The 16,401-nt window shown below is 61.8% G+C and carries 17 protein-coding genes; 7 read left to right on the forward strand and 10 right to left on the reverse strand.

Annotated features, from left to right (window positions below; genetic code table 11):
- The first annotated feature begins 62 nt into the window (after positions 1-62).
- On the forward strand, positions 63-596 hold the full coding sequence (locus tag AC2CHD_RS08575) for an invasion associated locus B family protein (protein ID WP_484553355.1): 534 nt from the start codon (positions 63-65) through the stop codon (positions 594-596).
- Between the two features lie 73 nt (positions 597-669).
- Positions 670-993 carry a hypothetical protein gene (locus AC2CHD_RS08580; RefSeq protein ID WP_484553356.1) on the forward strand — a complete coding sequence of 108 codons (324 nt, stop codon included), beginning with the start codon at positions 670-672 and terminating at the stop codon, positions 991-993.
- 271 nt (positions 994-1,264) lie between these two features.
- Here the strand turns inward: AC2CHD_RS08580 and AC2CHD_RS08585 are convergent, their stop codons facing one another.
- The 7 genes from AC2CHD_RS08585 to dctP form a co-directional block, all read right to left on the reverse strand.
- The gene (locus AC2CHD_RS08585; protein WP_484553357.1) at positions 1,265-1,849 is read right to left on the reverse strand and encodes a TetR/AcrR family transcriptional regulator; all 585 of its coding nucleotides are present in this window, start codon (positions 1,847-1,849) and stop codon (positions 1,265-1,267) included.
- Positions 1,846-2,382, reverse strand: a complete 537-nt coding sequence (locus AC2CHD_RS08590) for a dihydrofolate reductase family protein (RefSeq protein ID WP_484553358.1) — start codon at positions 2,380-2,382, stop codon at positions 1,846-1,848. Before AC2CHD_RS08590 ends, AC2CHD_RS08585 begins: the two co-directional genes overlap by 4 nt.
- A gap of 87 nt (positions 2,383-2,469) precedes the next feature.
- Positions 2,470-3,369, reverse strand: a complete 900-nt coding sequence (locus AC2CHD_RS08595) for a hydroxymethylglutaryl-CoA lyase (protein WP_484553359.1) — start codon at positions 3,367-3,369, stop codon at positions 2,470-2,472.
- Positions 3,366-4,643, reverse strand: a complete 1,278-nt coding sequence (locus tag AC2CHD_RS08600; protein ID WP_484554212.1) for a hydroxymethylglutaryl-CoA reductase, degradative — start codon at positions 4,641-4,643, stop codon at positions 3,366-3,368. The genes AC2CHD_RS08595 and AC2CHD_RS08600 overlap by 4 nt, the downstream gene beginning before the upstream one ends.
- Before the next feature lie 14 nt (positions 4,644-4,657).
- Entirely contained in the window at positions 4,658-5,971 is a 1,314-nt protein-coding gene (locus AC2CHD_RS08605; protein ID WP_484553360.1) for a TRAP transporter large permease, read from the reverse strand.
- Positions 5,968-6,471, reverse strand: a complete 504-nt coding sequence (locus AC2CHD_RS08610) for a TRAP transporter small permease subunit (protein ID WP_484553361.1) — start codon at positions 6,469-6,471, stop codon at positions 5,968-5,970. Before AC2CHD_RS08610 ends, AC2CHD_RS08605 begins: the two co-directional genes overlap by 4 nt.
- 63 nt (positions 6,472-6,534) lie before the next feature.
- Entirely contained in the window at positions 6,535-7,569 is a 1,035-nt protein-coding gene (gene dctP, locus AC2CHD_RS08615) for a TRAP transporter substrate-binding protein DctP (protein WP_484553362.1), read from the reverse strand.
- 128 nt (positions 7,570-7,697) lie between these two features.
- On the opposite strand from dctP, the gene AC2CHD_RS08620 reads away from it, so the two are divergent.
- Positions 7,698-9,104, forward strand: coding sequence for an aminotransferase-like domain-containing protein (locus AC2CHD_RS08620; protein WP_484553363.1), 1,407 nt, complete (start codon positions 7,698-7,700; stop codon positions 9,102-9,104).
- A gap of 35 nt (positions 9,105-9,139) precedes the next feature.
- On the opposite strand, the gene AC2CHD_RS08625 is transcribed toward AC2CHD_RS08620, so the two are convergent.
- The 3 genes from AC2CHD_RS08625 to AC2CHD_RS08635 all read right to left on the reverse strand — a co-directional run bounded on the left by AC2CHD_RS08625 (position 9,140) and on the right by AC2CHD_RS08635 (position 12,598).
- The gene (locus AC2CHD_RS08625) at positions 9,140-10,237 is read right to left on the reverse strand and encodes a M24 family metallopeptidase (protein ID WP_484553364.1); all 1,098 of its coding nucleotides are present in this window, start codon (positions 10,235-10,237) and stop codon (positions 9,140-9,142) included.
- 87 nt (positions 10,238-10,324) lie between these two features.
- On the reverse strand, positions 10,325-11,911 hold the full coding sequence (locus tag AC2CHD_RS08630; RefSeq protein ID WP_484554213.1) for an ABC transporter substrate-binding protein: 1,587 nt from the start codon (positions 11,909-11,911) through the stop codon (positions 10,325-10,327).
- 21 nt (positions 11,912-11,932) lie between these two features.
- Entirely contained in the window at positions 11,933-12,598 is a 666-nt protein-coding gene (locus AC2CHD_RS08635; RefSeq protein WP_229450289.1) for a helix-turn-helix domain-containing protein, read from the reverse strand.
- Between the two features lie 231 nt (positions 12,599-12,829).
- Here AC2CHD_RS08635 and AC2CHD_RS08640 point away from each other — a divergent pair, with 231 nt between their 5' ends.
- Genes AC2CHD_RS08640 through AC2CHD_RS08655 form a run of 4 tightly spaced genes read left to right on the forward strand, consistent with a single transcriptional unit; the run spans position 12,830 to position 16,390 of the window.
- Positions 12,830-13,906 (forward strand): ABC transporter permease, encoded by a 1,077-nt coding sequence (locus tag AC2CHD_RS08640; protein ID WP_370633416.1) that lies wholly within the window; start codon positions 12,830-12,832, stop codon positions 13,904-13,906.
- Positions 13,903-14,799, forward strand: coding sequence for an ABC transporter permease (locus AC2CHD_RS08645; protein WP_484553365.1), 897 nt, complete (start codon positions 13,903-13,905; stop codon positions 14,797-14,799). The genes AC2CHD_RS08640 and AC2CHD_RS08645 overlap by 4 nt, the downstream gene beginning before the upstream one ends.
- Positions 14,796-15,641, forward strand: a complete 846-nt coding sequence (locus tag AC2CHD_RS08650) for an ABC transporter ATP-binding protein (protein WP_484553366.1) — start codon at positions 14,796-14,798, stop codon at positions 15,639-15,641. The genes AC2CHD_RS08645 and AC2CHD_RS08650 overlap by 4 nt, the downstream gene beginning before the upstream one ends.
- Positions 15,638-16,390 carry an ABC transporter ATP-binding protein gene (locus AC2CHD_RS08655; RefSeq protein ID WP_484553367.1) on the forward strand — a complete coding sequence of 251 codons (753 nt, stop codon included), beginning with the start codon at positions 15,638-15,640 and terminating at the stop codon, positions 16,388-16,390. Before AC2CHD_RS08650 ends, AC2CHD_RS08655 begins: the two co-directional genes overlap by 4 nt.
- The last annotated feature ends 11 nt before the right edge of the window (positions 16,391-16,401 follow it).

Consider the following 16,401-nt stretch of genomic DNA (forward strand, 5'->3'; position numbering starts at 1 on the left):
CATCCGCCGCCGAAGACCCCAGGCGACGGCTGCCTTTCTTTCTGCCAACAAAGACCATCACCATGTCCCGTATAAGATCTGGCCTTTCTGCCACGACCGCTGTCGTCATTTCCACTTCAATGGCCTTCGCACAGGAGACGGGCCTGCCCGGCAATGCCTCCAGCCTGCGCGAGGGCCATGGCGACTGGCAGGTGGCCTGCACGGTGCCCGGAGGCAGCGTGCGGTGCGTAATGTCACAAACTCAGGTAAGTGAGAACCGTCAGAGGGTGCTCAGCATCGAACTGACCGGTGCTGGCGACAGCAGCGCGGCGCGCGGTGCGCTGGTCCTGCCCTTCGGCCTGGATCTCGCCAGCGGCATCACCTACCGGCTCGACGAAGGAAGCGCCGGTGCTATCCAGCCGTTTCGCACCTGCCTGCCGGCGGGCTGTATCGTCGATGTTGCATTTGACGCGGGCACCGTCGCTTCGCTGCGGGACGGCAACCAGCTCAACGTGATCGCCACGGCCGATGGCGGTCAGGAGCTCATCTTTTCCGTCTCGCTCTCCGGGTTTTCGAGTGCCTTTGATCGCGTGGTCGCATTGGTCGAAGACGAATAGACAATTCCCAATACGAACGGAGGAGATGGATATGATGCGATTTGGCTTGGGACTAAAAACTGCACTTTTATTCATGACCTTGATGGCGCCCGCGAACGCACAGTCAATTGGCGGCGTCTATGAGGCCGTAGGGACCAATCTCGACGGCTCATCCTATCGCGGTACGGCAACCATCACGCTGACCAGCTCCACCACCTGCAAAATCAGATGGCAGACCGGAGGGACAACGTCGCAGGGCATCTGCATGCGCAACGGTTCCGCATTCTCCGCAGCCTATGTTCTGGGTCGGGCGATAGGACTCGTTATCTACAACGTACAGCAGAACGGTACGCTCCAGGGAATATGGACGGTCGCCGGATCGGAGGGAGTGGGTACCGAAATCTTGACGCCCAGATAAGCGGCAGTCATGCTCAAGGTTCAGATTGGCACGGGATTCACGGCCACCTGAGCGAGCTTCATCGGGAGTGTTGGCATCGAAGAAGCGGGTTGGCGGCCGATCATCGGTCCGGGCACCGTCGGGTTGCACAGCGCTATGTGGCCGGACTCCAGTCCCAGACACCCTCCTGCGCCTCCTCGGTTGCGGCCCGCCACATATCACCGTGTCCTTTCCGAATCCAACCCATAGCCCATGCCGGTCGAGTGCCGCGACGCTCCTTGCAGCGGGCGCGCTAGGCGGTGTGGCGTCTCAGCGATTTCCCAAACGCCGCCAGAAGTTCGGCAAGTCCGCATTCAAAGTCGTTGAGCATTGCTTGCCTGGAGCGCTGCTGTTCTGCGGATTCATCCCGGCTGGCCACCGCGAGAGCCGCACCATGCGTATAGTCGACGAGTATGTGCGTCCAAAGCAGGGCATTGTCGTGTTCGTTTAGCAAACGGGTGAGCTCATCGGTGATCCGCCGGGCGTGTTCGGGAAAAATGGCGCGCTGGGCAAAGATCGCCAGGGTCAATGCCGGATAAAGAACAACCTTGGAGTAGTAAGCCGTGAGGAGAGCGTGTGCGCGGGCAAGATCATCCCCCGTTTCGGGTGTTGCCACGTCCGCATATGCATGCTCTGCCAACGCCTTGATCAGACCATCGCGATCTTTGAAGTGGTGGTAGATGGTCATGGGGTTGATGCCCACGCGCGTTGCCAGAGCACGCATCGTCAAGCCGGTAAGCCCCTCGGCATGGAGTATTTCCAAGGCTTCCGAGAGAATGCGATCGGGAGAAACAGTCCTTCCGTCGGCGGGTGGCCGACCGCGCCGCCTTGCGATCATTTGATGACCTCATAGCGAGACTGAACCAGTCCGGAAGGGAAAGATCTTGTACCCTTGTGTGCCAGAGCCACATCGCGGGGACCACCGCCAAACAGAGGCCGTCCCTTACCCAGAAGGATTGGCACGCGTGTGATCACCATGTCGCTGATCATGTCGCGTTCGAGAAAGGATTGAATGACCTGCCCGCCATCCACATAGGCACGGCGTGCACCCTCGGACGTCAGCATCGCCATCGCCTCTTCAGGGGATTTGTCCGAAAAGCGTACCTTTCCGCTGAGTTCATGCGGCACGTCTTGTGGCGCAAGCTGTCTCGAAAGAACCAGCACCGGACGGTTGTAGAACCACGCGCCCATGCTTCGGACTGCTTCATAGGTGCCGCGCCCCATCACGATGACGTCGATGTCTTTTATGAAGTCATCATAGCCATGATCTTCCTCAGCCTGGTCGTGCTTGAGAAGCCAGTCGATATTCCCGTTTTCACGGGCAATAAAGCCGTCGAGGCTGGTGGCAATGAATACGTGACCAGTGACCATTCGAAAACTCCCTAATTATACAGTGTATAAATAAAGAAAGTTCCATATGTGTCAATCAGCCCACCTGGATCTGCTCTCCCGTTCAACTCAGGAATCGGCAGAGCGCAGCGCCTTGTAGACCCTGCTTGTTGGGGCGATGCCCATCGTGTTCGCGCAGAAAGAAACGGCATCCAGCAGCGGTTCGAGCGCGATGCCGGTTTTGATGCCCTGGCCATTCAGAAGATAAACCACATCCTCTGTCGCCACATTGCCTGCAGCGCCGGGCGCGAACGGGCAGCCGCCAAGGCCCCCCGCCGCCGCGTCCACCGTGCGGATGCCCAGCCTCACCGCCTCCCAGACATTGGCGATACCCATGCCGTACGTGTCGTGGAAATGCGCTGCCATCTCATTTATCGGAACGTCGGTTGCCACCGCTTCAACCACGGCGGCGATGCGCGCAGGCGTCGCCTTTCCCAGTGTTTCGCCGAGAGCGATCTCCTGGCAACCCATGTCGCGCAGCGCTTTGGCCACCGGCGCAACGGCCGTGGGGTCCACCGGGCCGGCATAGGGACAATCGGTGATGGTGGAGACGTAGCCGCGGACGAAGACACCCGCATCGCGCGCCCGCGCGACGATGGGTGCGAAGCGTTCGAGCGAGGCGGTCACGGTAGAACCGATGTTCTTCTCGGCGAAAGCATCGCTCGCCGCCGTAAAAACGGCGATGGCGCGCGCGCCTTCCAAAAGCGCCTGCTCAAGCCCGCGCTCGTTTGCCACCAACACCATGTCGCCTGTGTGTCGTGATGCGCACACGGCCTGCATGACCTCCGCCGTGTCCGCCATGCGTGGCACACGCTTTGGCGAAACGAACGCGCCCACTTCCATCCGTGTCACTCCGGAGCGGCGCAGCCGCTCGACCAGTTCGATGCGGTGGGCGGTTTCGATGTGCTCCTTGCGCGCCTGCAACCCGTCCCGTGGGGCAACCTCGACGATGGAGACCTGTGTGCTCACCGTTCGCCCCGAATGCGGTTGAGGATCTCTTCGGCCAGATCCTGCCGCACCTTGCCGAGCGCTTTGAGTTCACTTGCCACCAGATCGATCTCGTCGCCCACCGCACCGACCATCAGCGCGACATTCTGCGCGTGCAGCGCCATGTGCCCCTTCTGAATGCCGGTCGTGGCAAGCGCGCGCATGGCGGCAAAATTCTGAGCAAGTCCGATGGAAACGATGATGCGTGCGAGTGCGTCGGCGGTTTCGACGCCGAGCAATTTCAGATGGGCCTGCGCGGTCGGGTGCACCTTGGTGGCGCCGCCGATCAGGCCGACCGCCATCGGCATTTCCAGTATGCCGACCAGGTTGCCGTCCTTGTCCTTTTCCCAGCGCGACATGGAGCGATAGCGGCCCTCGCGCGCGGCATATGCGTGTGCGCCGGCCTCGATGGCCCGGGTGTCGTTGCCGGTCGCCAGCACGACAGCGCTGACGCCGTTCATGATGCCCTTGTTGTGGGTCGCCGCGCGGTAGGGGTCCGCATCGGCGAAACGATAGGCGGAAAGCATATCGTCGCGCACCTGTGCGCCGCCGATCTCGTCGAGTGTCCACACCGCGCGTGCGCGCACCACGCGACGGTCTGCCAGATTGGTAAGAATGCGCAGCAACGTCCGGGCGCCGGTCCATTCGGCGAGCCTTGGGGCAAGCGCCTCGGCCATGCTGTTGACCGCATTGGCGCCCATCGCGTCGCGCGTGTCGACGATGATGTGCACGATGGTCATGGGCCCTTCGTCGCTGTCGATGACGCGCACGTCGATGTCGCGGAAACCACCGCCGAATTTGACGAGAAGCGGATCGGTTTCGTTGCAGATCGCCCGGATTTCATCGATCTTCTCATAAACCTTGAGACGGACATTCTCGGGGTCGCTTGCGCCGAGAAGCTGGATCTGCGCGGCCATGACGGGTCCGCTGCCCGAGGTGAAGAAGCCGCCGGTGGAACGGCATCGCTTGGCCGCGTTGCAGACGGCGGCCACGACGGAGGATTCTTCCGTCGCCATAGGCACCAGCACCTCGCGCCCGTCGACGATCATGTTGGTGGCGATGCCTACCGGAATCGCCATGGTGGTGATGGCGTTTTCGACGAGGCGATCAGCAAGCTCGATTTGTCCTTCGGCTGCTGCCGCGAGGCTTGCCATGGCCTCGTTGCCCAACTGCGCCTGCCGCGCAACAGCCTGAAGCCGCTCCGCTGGTGACATCTTGTGAAGGCCTTCAATACGGGACGATTGGGCGTCGCTCATCATGTGTCCTGTGGTTACTGAATCATGGTTTTGGGAAGCCAGAGCACCAGCTCCGGGAACAGTGCGCAGATCAGGATGCCGAACGCCTGAAGCAGCATGAACGGGATGATGGCCCGATAGACCGTCCCCATGCCGATCCCGGCCGGCAAAACGCCCTTCATGTAGAAGAGCGTGTAGCCGAAGGGCGGCGAGATATAGGCCATCTGCGCGGAGACCAGGAACAGGATGCCGAACCAGAGCCGGTCGAAATCCAGAAAGTCGATGACCGGCAGAAAGACGGGCACGCAAAGGAGGATGATGCCGATCTCGTCAAGGAACATGCCGAGGAAGAACAGGATCGCCAGCATGACGGCCAGCACGATCCATCGATTGGCCTCCATGTCCTGAATGAAGCCGAGCAGGAAGTCGGCACCGCCGGTACCGGTGAAGATCGCGACAAAGGCCCGCGCGCCGATGGTGATCCAGAGGATCATGGTCGTGACCTTGACCACATCCATGCCGACCCCGCGCAGCAGTTCCCAGCCGAAACGGCGCTCGATCAGGGCGGAAACGAAGGCGAGCGCCACACCCACGGCGGCAGCTTCGGTCGGTGTCGCAATGCCCATATAGATGGTGCCCAGAACGCCGACGATGATCAGCATTGGCAGGATGAGCGACTTCAGCGCCGCGATGCGCATGGCCCAGGTGATGTCTTCATTCTCATCCGGGCGTGGCGCGATGGCCGGATTGAGTGCAGCCCGCAGCACGATGTAACCGATGTAAAGCGAGGCGAGCAGAAGGCCTGGAACGACACCGGCGATGAACATCTGGCCGATCGAGGCTTGCGCGGTGACGGCATAGACGATCGTGATGACGGAAGGCGGAATAAGGATACCGAGTGTGCCGCCGGCGCAGATCGTTCCGATGGCAAGTTCCGGCTGGTAATTGCGCTTGAGCATGGAGGGCAGGGCGAGCATCCCCATGGCGGCCACGGCCGCGCCGACAATGCCGGTCATCGCCGCGATGATCGTGCAGATGGCGATGGTGCCGACGGCAAGCCCGCCGGGCAGGCGGCGCGACCACAACTCCATTGCCTTGTACAGACTTTCGATCACGCCGGAACGCTGCAGCACACTCGCCATCATGACGTAGAGCGGAATGGCGAGCAGCGATTCCGACTGCATCGTGTCGAAGAGGTTGAGGACGGTAACAGACAGGGCTGCCGGTCCCCAAAGGGTGATCGTGAAGACAAGGGCGAGCGCGCCCAGCGTGAAGGCGAGCGGAAGGCCAGTCAGAAGCAGCCCGACCAGGCTTGCGAACATGATGAGCAGAACGAGTTCGGAGCTCATGGACGCGCCTCCGGGTGTTCATCATTGCGCAGGGCCGACACTGCCTCGACCAGCGCCTGGGCGCACAGCATGACAAAGGCGAAAGGCACCACGAATTTCAGCCACCAGATGGGTGGGTTCCAGGCAGAAAAGCTCGTCTCTCCAAGCGACCAGGCGTTCATCGCCAGTGGCCAGCTCACGGCAGCGAAAACCGCCGCGAATATGGCGATCACGAGAAAGGCGAAGACATCGAGCATGCGGCGCGCCGGCGCGGGAGCCTTCTCGCTCACAATGTCGACCGCCACATGGCCGCGCAGATGCAGCAGGTAAGGCCCGGCCAGCATGAAATGAGGACCGAACACAAGCGTGCTCGCTTCCATGGCCCAGACCGTGGGCGCATCAAAAGCATAGCGCGCGATCACCTCGTAGAGGAGCATCGGCACGACCGCGAAGATGATCACCGCGGCGACAACGAAAAGAACCCGGTTCACACCGGTGACAAAGGCGCAAACTGCCTGCATGGAACTGATATTCAGCCTGGGGTTGGCAGCGGGCGGCGTTTGGCCGCCCGCCTGAAACAAGGGTCAGATGAGACCGAGTGACTGCATGAAATCAATCTGGCTGTCGACGATCTTTGTCGCCAGCGGGTCTTCCTTCGTCGCAGCTTTCCAGGAATCAACCGCCTTGGAGCGGGCCTCGGCCACATCCGCCGGATCGAGATAGATCACCTCGACCCCCTGTTCGCGGTATTTGTCGAGCACCTGGCTGTTCTGCACGATGATGCGCTGGCGCAGGGACCCGGAAATCTCGCGGGCCGCGACGGCGAGAGCCGCCTTGTAGTTGTCCGGCAATGCGTCATATGCCGCCGAATTCGCCACGTAGCTGGTCGCCGTGGTCGGCTGGTGGACACCGGGCAGAATGATGAATTTCGCGACTTCTGCGAGACCGGCCTCATAGTTGGCCGTGAGGTCGCCGCGGTCGGCGAAGTCGATCAGGCCCTTTTCGAGGCCGGAATAGACTTCCGCCGTCGCCATCGGCGTCACCGCCACACCGAGATCCCCCATGACGGCGGAGGCGAGGCCGACAAAACGGCCCTTCTTGCCGGCCATGTCTGCAATGTTCTCGATTTTGACGGTCGAATGCATCGGTTCTTCGCCATAGACGGTCGGCGCGACGTAGGTGAGTCCGGCCTTGCCATAGGCTTCACGGGCCATGTCCAGGCCGCCGAGTTCATAGAACCAGGCTTCGTACTGGTCGGCGTCCGGGAACCCGAACGGGATGGTCGAGGTAAAGGCGAAGGACGGAATTTTTCCGGCTTCATAGCCGTCAAAAGTCTTCATCATCTGAAATGCGCCGCTGCGGACCGCATCGAAGGCCTGATTGGCCGGCACGAGTTGCCCTGCCGAGAACAGCTTGATGTCGAACTTTCCTCCGGTAAGTTCGGCAACCCGTTCGACGAACTTCTTCTCGAACTCAAAGGGTGTGGTTCCGCCATCCCACAGGGCCTGCATGCGCCACTGCACGGTGTCCTCTGCGCGTGCCACTGCCGGCATGGCCAATGTTGCTGCACCACCCAATGCGGAAGCCGTCAGAAAACGGCGCCTCTTCAAATCTGTCATTGTTTCCTCCCAAGACAGCAAGTTTGATCATAAAGCCAAATTGTCATAAAATTCACTGGGACAATCAAGGGACAGTTTGGCGCAAATTGGCGATGACTGTCCCAGTTTTGAAAGTGGGACAATACCTGATGACCGCCACCGATACACGCTTCTCTCGTGTCGATCGCATTGTCCAGCACGTGAGTGCGCTTCTCTCCGCGGGTGCTTATAAGCCGGGTGAGCGGTTGCCCTCCGTGCGCCAGGCTGCCCGTGAGCATGGTGTTTCCAAGAACACGATGGCGGAAGCCTATGACAGGCTGGTTGCACGGGGGCTTCTCGAGGCGCGGCCGGGGTCGGGTTATTACGTTGCCCAGTTCCAGCTCGACCGGCCTTCGCCTCCCGCCCCGCATGTCGCTGCGGCGGTGGATGTGGTTTCTCTCCTGCGGGAGCAGCTTGACCAGCACTATGAGGTGCGACCGGGTGATGGCAGGCCGCCGGCCTCGTGGATGGAGGGCGCGGAGCTCAAACGATATTTTTCCAGCTTCAGGACGGCAGACGTCGACACGGTGGATTTCGGTTACGGCAGTTCCTGGGGGTATGCGCCCCTGCGCGAGCGTTTGCGTGTCCTGCTTCTGGAGCGCTCGATCACCGCCCAGCCAGACGGGCTTCTCCTCACGCATGGGGTCAATCACGGGCTCGACCTGATCATTCGGCATCTCATTGAGCCGGGCGATACGGTGTTTGTCGACGATCCGGGCTACTACCCGCTGTTTGCAAAGCTGACGCTTGCCAAGGCGAAGATCATCGGCATCTCTCGTGGTCATGACGGGCCGGATCTGGAGGACCTGGCAGCGAAGCTGGCGCTTCACAGACCAAAGGTGTTTTTCACCCAGTCGCTGGCTCACAACCCCACCGGCAGCACCTTGTCTCCGGCGGTTTCGTTCGGCCTTATGCAGCTTGCCGAGCGCTGGGGGTTTCTGCTTGTGGAGAACGATGCTCTGGCCGATATCTTGCCCGCGACACTGCCGCGCCTCGCATCCCTCGATCAGCTCAACCGGGTTCTGTATGTCGGCACCTTCTCGAAAACGCTTTCAGCCAGCCTGCGCTGCGGTTTCGTCGCCGGCGATCCCGCGATCACCAGCGCTCTAGGCAATCTGAAGATGCTGACCACGGTGGCCACCTCCGACTATGTCGAGCGGTTTGTGTTTCATCTCATTCAGGGCGGCCAATATCTGCGGCATCTGCGAAAGCTGAAATCCCGTGTCGAGGAAGCGCACAAGACCTCGCTTGCGCGGCTCGAGGGGCTGGGGCTGACGGTCCGCAAGAGTGTCTCGCCGGGCTTCTACCTTTGGGTGGAGTTTCCCGATTCGATGGACGAAATGGCACTGTGCCGCGCAGCATCGGAACAAAGCATTTTCCTTGCGCCTGGCAGCGTCTTCCGTCCGGGCAAATCGGTAAATGGCAAGGCAGCGATCCGGGTGAATGTTGCCTACGGCGCGCATCCGCGCTTCCTTGCCTTTCTGGGGGACCAGTTAAAAAACGCGCCTCGTGGCTAGAGGCGCGTCATGCAGACAGGGGCTGTCCCGCGGTGCTACCCCCGGATCTGCGCCTTGCGCGGCATGTCGGAGAGGATCTCCGCGCCATCGGCGCGCATGATGACGATCTCTTCCAGCCTGAGGCCGAATTTTCCGGGCAGGTAGATGCCGGGCTCGATGGAAAACACCATACCCTCGTCCAGAACGGTCTCGGAGGTGGCGGTCAGGTAGGGCGGCTCGTGGATGTCGATGCCAAGCCCGTGGCCGGTCCGATGGGTGAAGTATTCGCCATAACCCGCCTCGGTGATCACGTCGCGTGCGGCCTTGTCGATGGCCTTCGCGGTGACGCCGGGCTTGGCTGCATTCAGCGCAGCGGTGACAGCCCGCTCCACGATGGCATGAACCTTCTCGAACTCGGCATCGGGCTTTCCGTAATAGCCGACGCGCGTCATGTCGGAGGGGTAGCCGCCCAGCCGGCCGCCGGTGTCGATCAGCACCGCATCGCCTTCCTTCAGCTTCGTGTCGCCGGTGTGGTGATGCGGGAATGCGCCATTGCCGGCAAAGCACACGCTGGTGAACACCGGCACCGCACCCGCCGCCTTGTAGACGTCGCGGATGGCTGCCGCCACTTCCAGCTCGGTGATACCCGGCTTCAGCGCATCGAAGCCGGCCATGGCGGCCCTGTCGTTCAGCACCGCGCTTGCCTTCAGGCGCTTGTACTCGTCTTCGTCCTTGCGGGCGCGCAGGTGGCCCACCGTGTCGTCCGTGAAGCGGCGCTTTGCACCCGGCAGCGCGTCGAGCAGAAGCAGCGCGAAATCAGCGCGCATCGTCTCGTCGATCACGACGCTGGGAGCCTCCGGCAGGTTCGATGCCTCCAAAAGCGCGGCAAGGGCTGCGTCCGGGCCGTCATCGTCGCGCCAGGGGAAGAAGGGCAGGTCGGTCTTCTGGCGCGAGCTGTCGACATTGAGCGCGGGCATCAGGAAGCCGGCATGATCCTTCGAGACGAGCAACATGACGGGGCGTTCGTCGCCATGCGGATCGAGGCCCGTCACATAAATCATGTGGCTTGAAGGGCCGATGGCGACGAGATCGGTCTCGGTTTCGCGCATGCGCTCGCGCAGGGCCTCAAGCCGCCGGTTGGAGGTGGTGGACATCGAAAAACTCCAGAATTGAGAGAGGCGCATTGAAAAGAAAGGAGTCCGCCACGACTGGCGGGGCGGCCTCGAATGGTGCGGCGTTCGTCAGTCTTTCGTGACGAGCCGGTAGTAGACGAAGTCGGAGGTGGCGCCGTTGACGTAGCCATTCACCTTCTTGTCCATGGCGACCTGATAGGCAGCCTGGAACATGATGACGATCGGCGACTTGGCCTGCACCTCCTTCTGCAGCTCGACATACATCGCGTTGCGCTTGTCGGCGTCGGATTCTGCCAGTGCCGCAGCGGTCTTGTCGTTCATTTCCGTCGGCACGGCCCAGGCGTTCCGCCATGTGGTGGTGGCCTGGTAGTTGTCGTCGGAATTGTCGCGGTTATAGGCGAAGGCCTTCGCGTTGGAGTGCGGATCCATGAAATCCGGGCCCCAGTAGAGCAGCATCGCCTCGTGGCTGCGCTCGCGATACTTGGTGATGACCTGCGAGCCCGTGCCGGGGATGATGTCGAAATTGATGCCGGCTTCCGCGAAGCTCGCCTGCAGGGATTGCGCCATGTCGGTGAACGGCGTCGAGTTGATGACGTCGAGCGTCACGTTGATCGGCGTTTCCACACCGGCATCGGCAAGGATCTGCTTCGCCTTCTCCGGATCGTAGGTGAAGGGCGTCTCGTCATAGGAGCCGGGGAAGCCCTTCGGCCAGAAGGCCTGATGGATTTCCATCTGTCCCTTGAGGAAGCTTTCGGTCATGCCCTCATAGTTGACGAGGTATCGCGCGGCCTCCCAGACGGCCTCCGGCTGCAGCGCTTCCGTCTTCTGGTTGAAGGAGACGAAATGCACGGCCGCCTGCGGGTAGGTCTCGACCTTGATGTTGTCGGCGCTGATGCCGTTGATCTGGTCCGGCGTCAGGTTGCGGGCCATGTCCACATCGCCCGACTGGAGCAGAAGCTGCTGGGTCGCTGCTTCGGCCACGTGACGGATGATGACGTTCTCGACCTTCGGCGCACCCTTGAAGTAGTCGGCATTGGCGCCCATGCGCACCAGTTCGCCGGGGCGGTAGGCCGTCAGCTTGAACGGGCCGGAACCGGCGGAATTGGCGTTGAGCCATTTGTTGCCCATGTCGCCGTTTTCTTCATGCTCCATCACCGTCTTTTCATCGACGATGGAAGCCGGGCGGGCGGCCAGGACGTTGAGCACGAAGGCAGGCGAGAAGTCGCCCTCATATTTCACGACAACCTTGTTGCCGTCGGCGGTGACCATCTGATCCACATTCTCCGCCGTCCAGCCGAGCTGGGCGAGAATGAAGGCGGGTGTGAGGTTTAGCTTGATGACGCGGGCAAAGGAAAACGCCACGTCTTCCGCGCGCACCGGGTTGCCCGAGTGGAAGGTCGCGCCGTCGCGCATGGTGAAGGTGATGGTCTTTGCTTCCGCATCGGCTTCCCACTCGGCTGCAAGGCCGGGAGCGAGCACCGTCGGGTCTTCGGCGTCATACTGAACGAGGCGGTCATAGATGTTGGTGACCAGCTCGCCCGACGAGAATTCATAGGCCTGAGCGGGATCGATGGCGACGATGTCGTCGATGTTCTGCGCGACGACCAGCACATTGTCCGGCGTTGCAGCGAATGCCTGCTGCGACAGCGGCATGGTGAGGGCGGCGGCAAGGAGCGCCGTCTTGAAGAGCTTCATCATGTTCTCCTCCTTTTTGGATCAGGAATTGCTCTTGGTTTTTCTTGGTGGTTTGCCGGAGGCCTTGTCCGGCGAAACCAGTTCGATGCGATTGTTGGCCTGGCCATTGGCGCCGAACACGGTCAGCGTGCCGGTCCACAAAAGGCGGGCCGGTGTATCGGTGGTGTTCTTCCACGCATGCGGGGTGTTGCCGCGATAATGCAGGCTGTCGCCGGCCTTCATCACCATTTCCTCGCCGTCGAGATACTGGGTGATGGTGCCTTCGAGAATGTAGATCAGCTCTTCGCCCTCATGGCTCACTGTCTCCGAGGAATAGCCGGGAGGCACGGTAAGCACGAAGGAGGATAGCTGGCTGCCGGGAAACTCCGTCCCGAGCCGCTCATAGATGATCGAGGAGCCGGCAATTGAAAACTGCTGGCGGCTTTCGGCACGGGTCAGCCCGTCCTCGGCGCGGGGCTGGGCGACGAAATAATCGAGCCCGACACCCAGCGCGCGGGCAATACCGGCGAGCGAACCGAGCGTCGGCGTGGCGTTGTCGCGCTCCACCTGGCTCAGATAGCCCACCGAGAGGCCGGACGCCTCTCCCAGTTGCTGCAGGGTAAGGCCGAGCTGCTTTCGGCGAGCGCGTATCAGCACACCAATTCGGGTGTCGACATCGGGTGTGGCGCGGGCCGGCTGCGTGCTCAAAGATTTTTCCCCCACAAAAATTTTTTTGATGTAACCAGATTTTTTTGTATGATCCAAGCTCTTTTTTGAAGGTCTTGCAGGGCGCGAGACGGGTTTTTGCGCCGCAAAACTGCATGAAAACAGAATGTTGGCTTCCTGGTGGTGCGTGCGCCGGCTTGAAGGTCAGCCAGGGAGAGGGGGCGCGTTTGGGGCATCCATTCAAAGAAACCGCGGCCAGAGAGCGAACAAGCCATGGCGTTTGAACCATCCACCGGGGCTGCCGGCGCACGCATGGGCATGCTGGCCGGCCGTGCCTTTGAGGGCGTTGCGAGCGTTCTGCGTTTCGTGGTCGTCGTTGCCGGCACATTTCTCGGCCTTCTGGCCATCACCTTCTTCATCGGTCGTGTCGTCCCGATCGATCCCGTGCTCTCGGTCGTTGGCGACCGGGCGACACAGGAGGTCTATGAGGCAGCGCGTCAGGCCATGGGCCTCGACCGACCGCTCATCGTGCAGTTCTTCGCCTATGTGGGCGACGTTCTGACAGGCGATCTCGGCATGTCGATCTCCACCGGCCGCCCCGTGGTCGACGATCTGGCGCGCGTCTTCCCCGCGACGCTGGAAATGGCCACCATCGGCATCATCATCGGTGTCGTTCTGGGCGTGCCCATGGGCGTTGTCGCCGCCACGCATCAGGGTAGCTGGATCGACCAGGTGATCCGCGTGCTCGGCCTGCTCGGCTATTCGGTGCCTGCCTTCTGGCTCGGGCTCGTCGGTCTCGCCGTCTTCTATGCCGGGCTTGGCTGGGTTGCCGGTCCGGGCCGCGTCGACATCTTCTATGACGGCCTGCTCGATCCCGTGACCGGGCTCTATCTCATCGACAGCGTGATCGCCGGCGAGTGGGACATTTTCTGGAACGCGCTCGACCATCTGATGCTCCCGGCGTCGATCCTGGGCTTCTTCTCTTTGGCCTATATCGCCCGCATGACGCGCTCCTTCATGCTTGACCAGCTCGGGCAGGAATATGTGACGACCGCGCGGGTCAAAGGCGTATCGGAGCGCCGCGTCATCTGGCGGCATGCGTTCTATCCGATCCGCATCCAGCTCATCACCGTGATCGGCCTGTCCTATGCAGCCCTTCTGGAAGGGTCGGTGATGATCGAAACCGTGTTCTCGTGGCCGGGCATCGGCAACTATCTCACGACCGCGCTTCTGACCGCCGACATGAACGCCGTTTTGGGCGCGACGCTGGTGATTGGCGCTGTCTTCATCATGATCAACAAGATTTCCGATGTGCTTTACCGCATCCTCGACCCGAGGGCCCGCCGATGATTGACTGGCTTCTCGACGATTCCCCCACCTCGCGCCTGCAGGCCAATATGGGCCGCGCATGGCGCGTCTGGACCGCGCTGTTGCGCAATCCGCTCGCCGTTGTCGGCGCACTGATCGTGCTGACGCTGGTCGTCATGGCGATCTTCGCACCGCTGATTGCGCCCTACTCCCCCGTTGGGCAGGATCTCGCAAACCGCCTCATGCCGCCCTCCGCCGAACACTGGATGGGCACGGATGAGCTTGGCCGCGATATCTATTCGCGCGTCGTCTACGGTGCGCGCATCACGCTTCTGATCGTCACCATGGTGGCCGTCATCGCCGCCCCCATCGGCCTCGTGGTCGGTGCGGTGTCCGGCTATTTCGGCGGCTGGGTCGACCGCGTCCTGATGGGCGTGACCGACATCTTCCTGTCGATGCCGAAGCTCATTCTGGCGCTTGCCTTCGTGGCAGCACTGGGGCCCGGCATCGAAAACGCCATCATCGCCATCGCCATCACCGCATGGCCGGTCTATGCGCGTATCGCTCGCGCCGAGACGATCACCTTCCGGGATTCGGAATTCATCTCGGCGGTCAGGCTGCAGGGTGCTTCGGCAACACGGGTCATCCTGCGTCATGTTCTGCCGCTCTGCGCGTCCTCGACCATTGTGCGCGTGACGCTCGACATGGCAGGCATCATCCTCACCGCCGCCGGCCTCGGCTTCCTCGGCCTCGGTGCGCAGCCGCCTTTGCCTGAATGGGGCGCGATGATCTCGCGCGGGCGCAACTTCATCCTCGATCAGTGGTGGGTCGCCACCATGCCGGGCTTTGCGATCATTCTCGTCAGCCTCGGCTTCTGCTTCCTGGGTGACGGTCTGCGTGACGTGCTCGATCCCAAGCAGGGAGAAAAGCAATGAGTGCACCGCTGCTTGAAATCGAAAACCTGACCGTCACCTTCCCCACATCCAGGGGACCGGTCGACGTGGTGAAGGGCATTTCCTTCTCGCTCGGACGCGAGCGTCTGGGCATCGTCGGCGAATCCGGTTCCGGCAAGTCGATGACGGGTCGCTCCATCCTGCGGCTCATCCGCAAGCCGGGCCGTGTTTCGGCAGACCGGATGACCTTCGACAGCATCGACCTTCTGGCGCAAAGCGAACGGCAGATGCGCGAGCTTCGCGGCGCGCGTATCTCCATGGTGATGCAGGATCCGAAATTCTCGCTGAACCCGGTGATGACCATAGGCGAGCAGATTGGCGAGGCGCTGCTCACCCACAGGAAGCTGCCACGCAGCGAGTTGAAGGCGCGGGTGCTTTCCATGCTGGAAGCCGTGCGCATCAACGAGCCGGAGCGGGTGGCAAATCTCTATCCGCACGAGGTTTCCGGCGGCATGGGCCAGCGCGTGATGATTGCGATGATGCTCATCCCCGAGCCCGACCTTCTGATCGCCGACGAGCCGACTTCGGCGCTCGACGTTTCGGTGCAGGCACAGGTGCTCGACATCATCGACGATCTGGTGACCGGCAAGGGCATGGGGCTGATCCTCATCAGCCACGATCTGAACCTCGTCTCGCGCTATTGCGACCGCATCCTCGTGATGAACAGCGGCGAGATCGTTGAATCGTGCAAGGCCAGCGATCTCAATAGGGCGACGCACCCCTACACGAAAGGGCTTCTTGCGGCCATGCCGCGCATGGACGAGAACCGCGACGAACTGCCGGTGCTCGACCGCAGCACCTGGACCACGGGAGCGGGCACATGAAGAACGGCGCAATTCATCTCGAAAACCTGTCGATCAGCTACGGCAAGACGCCGGTGGTGTTCGATGTCAATTTCTCGGTGTCCGAAGGTGAGAGCTTCGCGCTGGTGGGCGAATCGGGCTCCGGCAAGTCGACCATCCTGAAGGCGATCAGCGGCCTTGCGCCCGACTGGACCGGCAGGATCTCCGTGCTCGGAAAGCCGCGCGGCCATGCGCCTGACCGGGAATTCGCAAAAACCTGCCAGATGGTGTTTCAGGACCCTTACGGCTCGCTGCATCCGCGCAAGACGGTGGACGATTGTCTTGCCGAGCCGCTTGCCGTGCATGGCATCGGCGGGCGCGACACGCGCGTGAAGGACATGCTCGACGCGGTCGGTCTCGACCAGCGTTTCCGCTTCCGCTTTCCGCACCAGCTTTCGGGCGGTCAGCGGCAGCGCGTGGCGATTGCCCGTGCGCTGATGCTGGAGCCGCGCGTGATGCTGCTCGACGAGCCCACCTCGGCGCTCGACGTGTCGGTGCAGGCGGAAATCCTCAACCTCCTGAAGAAGCTTCGCCGCGAGCAGGGGCTCACCTATCTGATGGTAACCCACAATCTGCCCGTGGTTTCCTTCCTCTGCGACCGGATGGCGGTCATGCGTCATGGCCGTGTTGTCGAGATCGCAGAGGTGGATGCGCTGAAGACGGGTCGGCTTTCCGATTCCTATTCGCGCGAACTCTACGCCGCCAGCGGCGGCATGCTCCAACCCGCATAACAGAGACTGAA

The organism is Nitratireductor sp. ATLC21 (assembly GCF_057196525.1).

Excerpts from the sequence above, each read along its gene's own strand:
- AC2CHD_RS08600 (WP_484554212.1), bottom strand. The coding sequence starts at position 4,643 with ATGAGCGACGCCCAATCGTCCCGTATTGAAGGCCTTCACAAGATGTCA.
- AC2CHD_RS08625 (WP_484553364.1), bottom strand. The coding sequence starts at position 10,237 with ATGTCCACCACCTCCAACCGGCGGCTTGAGGCCCTGCGCGAGCGCATG.
- AC2CHD_RS08580 (WP_484553356.1), top strand. The coding sequence starts at position 670 with ATGACCTTGATGGCGCCCGCGAACGCACAGTCAATTGGCGGCGTCTAT.
- AC2CHD_RS08640 (WP_370633416.1), top strand. The coding sequence starts at position 12,830 with ATGGCGTTTGAACCATCCACCGGGGCTGCCGGCGCACGCATGGGCATG.
- AC2CHD_RS08620 (WP_484553363.1), top strand. The coding sequence starts at position 7,698 with ATGACCGCCACCGATACACGCTTCTCTCGTGTCGATCGCATTGTCCAG.
- dctP (WP_484553362.1), bottom strand. The coding sequence starts at position 7,569 with ATGACAGATTTGAAGAGGCGCCGTTTTCTGACGGCTTCCGCATTGGGT.
- AC2CHD_RS08610 (WP_484553361.1), bottom strand. The coding sequence starts at position 6,471 with ATGCAGGCAGTTTGCGCCTTTGTCACCGGTGTGAACCGGGTTCTTTTC.
- AC2CHD_RS08605 (WP_484553360.1), bottom strand. The coding sequence starts at position 5,971 with ATGAGCTCCGAACTCGTTCTGCTCATCATGTTCGCAAGCCTGGTCGGG.
- AC2CHD_RS08630 (WP_484554213.1), bottom strand. The coding sequence starts at position 11,911 with ATGAAGCTCTTCAAGACGGCGCTCCTTGCCGCCGCCCTCACCATGCCG.
- AC2CHD_RS08575 (WP_484553355.1), top strand. The coding sequence starts at position 63 with ATGTCCCGTATAAGATCTGGCCTTTCTGCCACGACCGCTGTCGTCATT.
- AC2CHD_RS08585 (WP_484553357.1), bottom strand. The coding sequence starts at position 1,849 with ATGATCGCAAGGCGGCGCGGTCGGCCACCCGCCGACGGAAGGACTGTT.
- AC2CHD_RS08590 (WP_484553358.1), bottom strand. The coding sequence starts at position 2,382 with ATGGTCACTGGTCACGTATTCATTGCCACCAGCCTCGACGGCTTTATT.
- AC2CHD_RS08655 (WP_484553367.1), top strand. The coding sequence starts at position 15,638 with ATGAAGAACGGCGCAATTCATCTCGAAAACCTGTCGATCAGCTACGGC.
- AC2CHD_RS08650 (WP_484553366.1), top strand. The coding sequence starts at position 14,796 with ATGAGTGCACCGCTGCTTGAAATCGAAAACCTGACCGTCACCTTCCCC.
- AC2CHD_RS08645 (WP_484553365.1), top strand. The coding sequence starts at position 13,903 with ATGATTGACTGGCTTCTCGACGATTCCCCCACCTCGCGCCTGCAGGCC.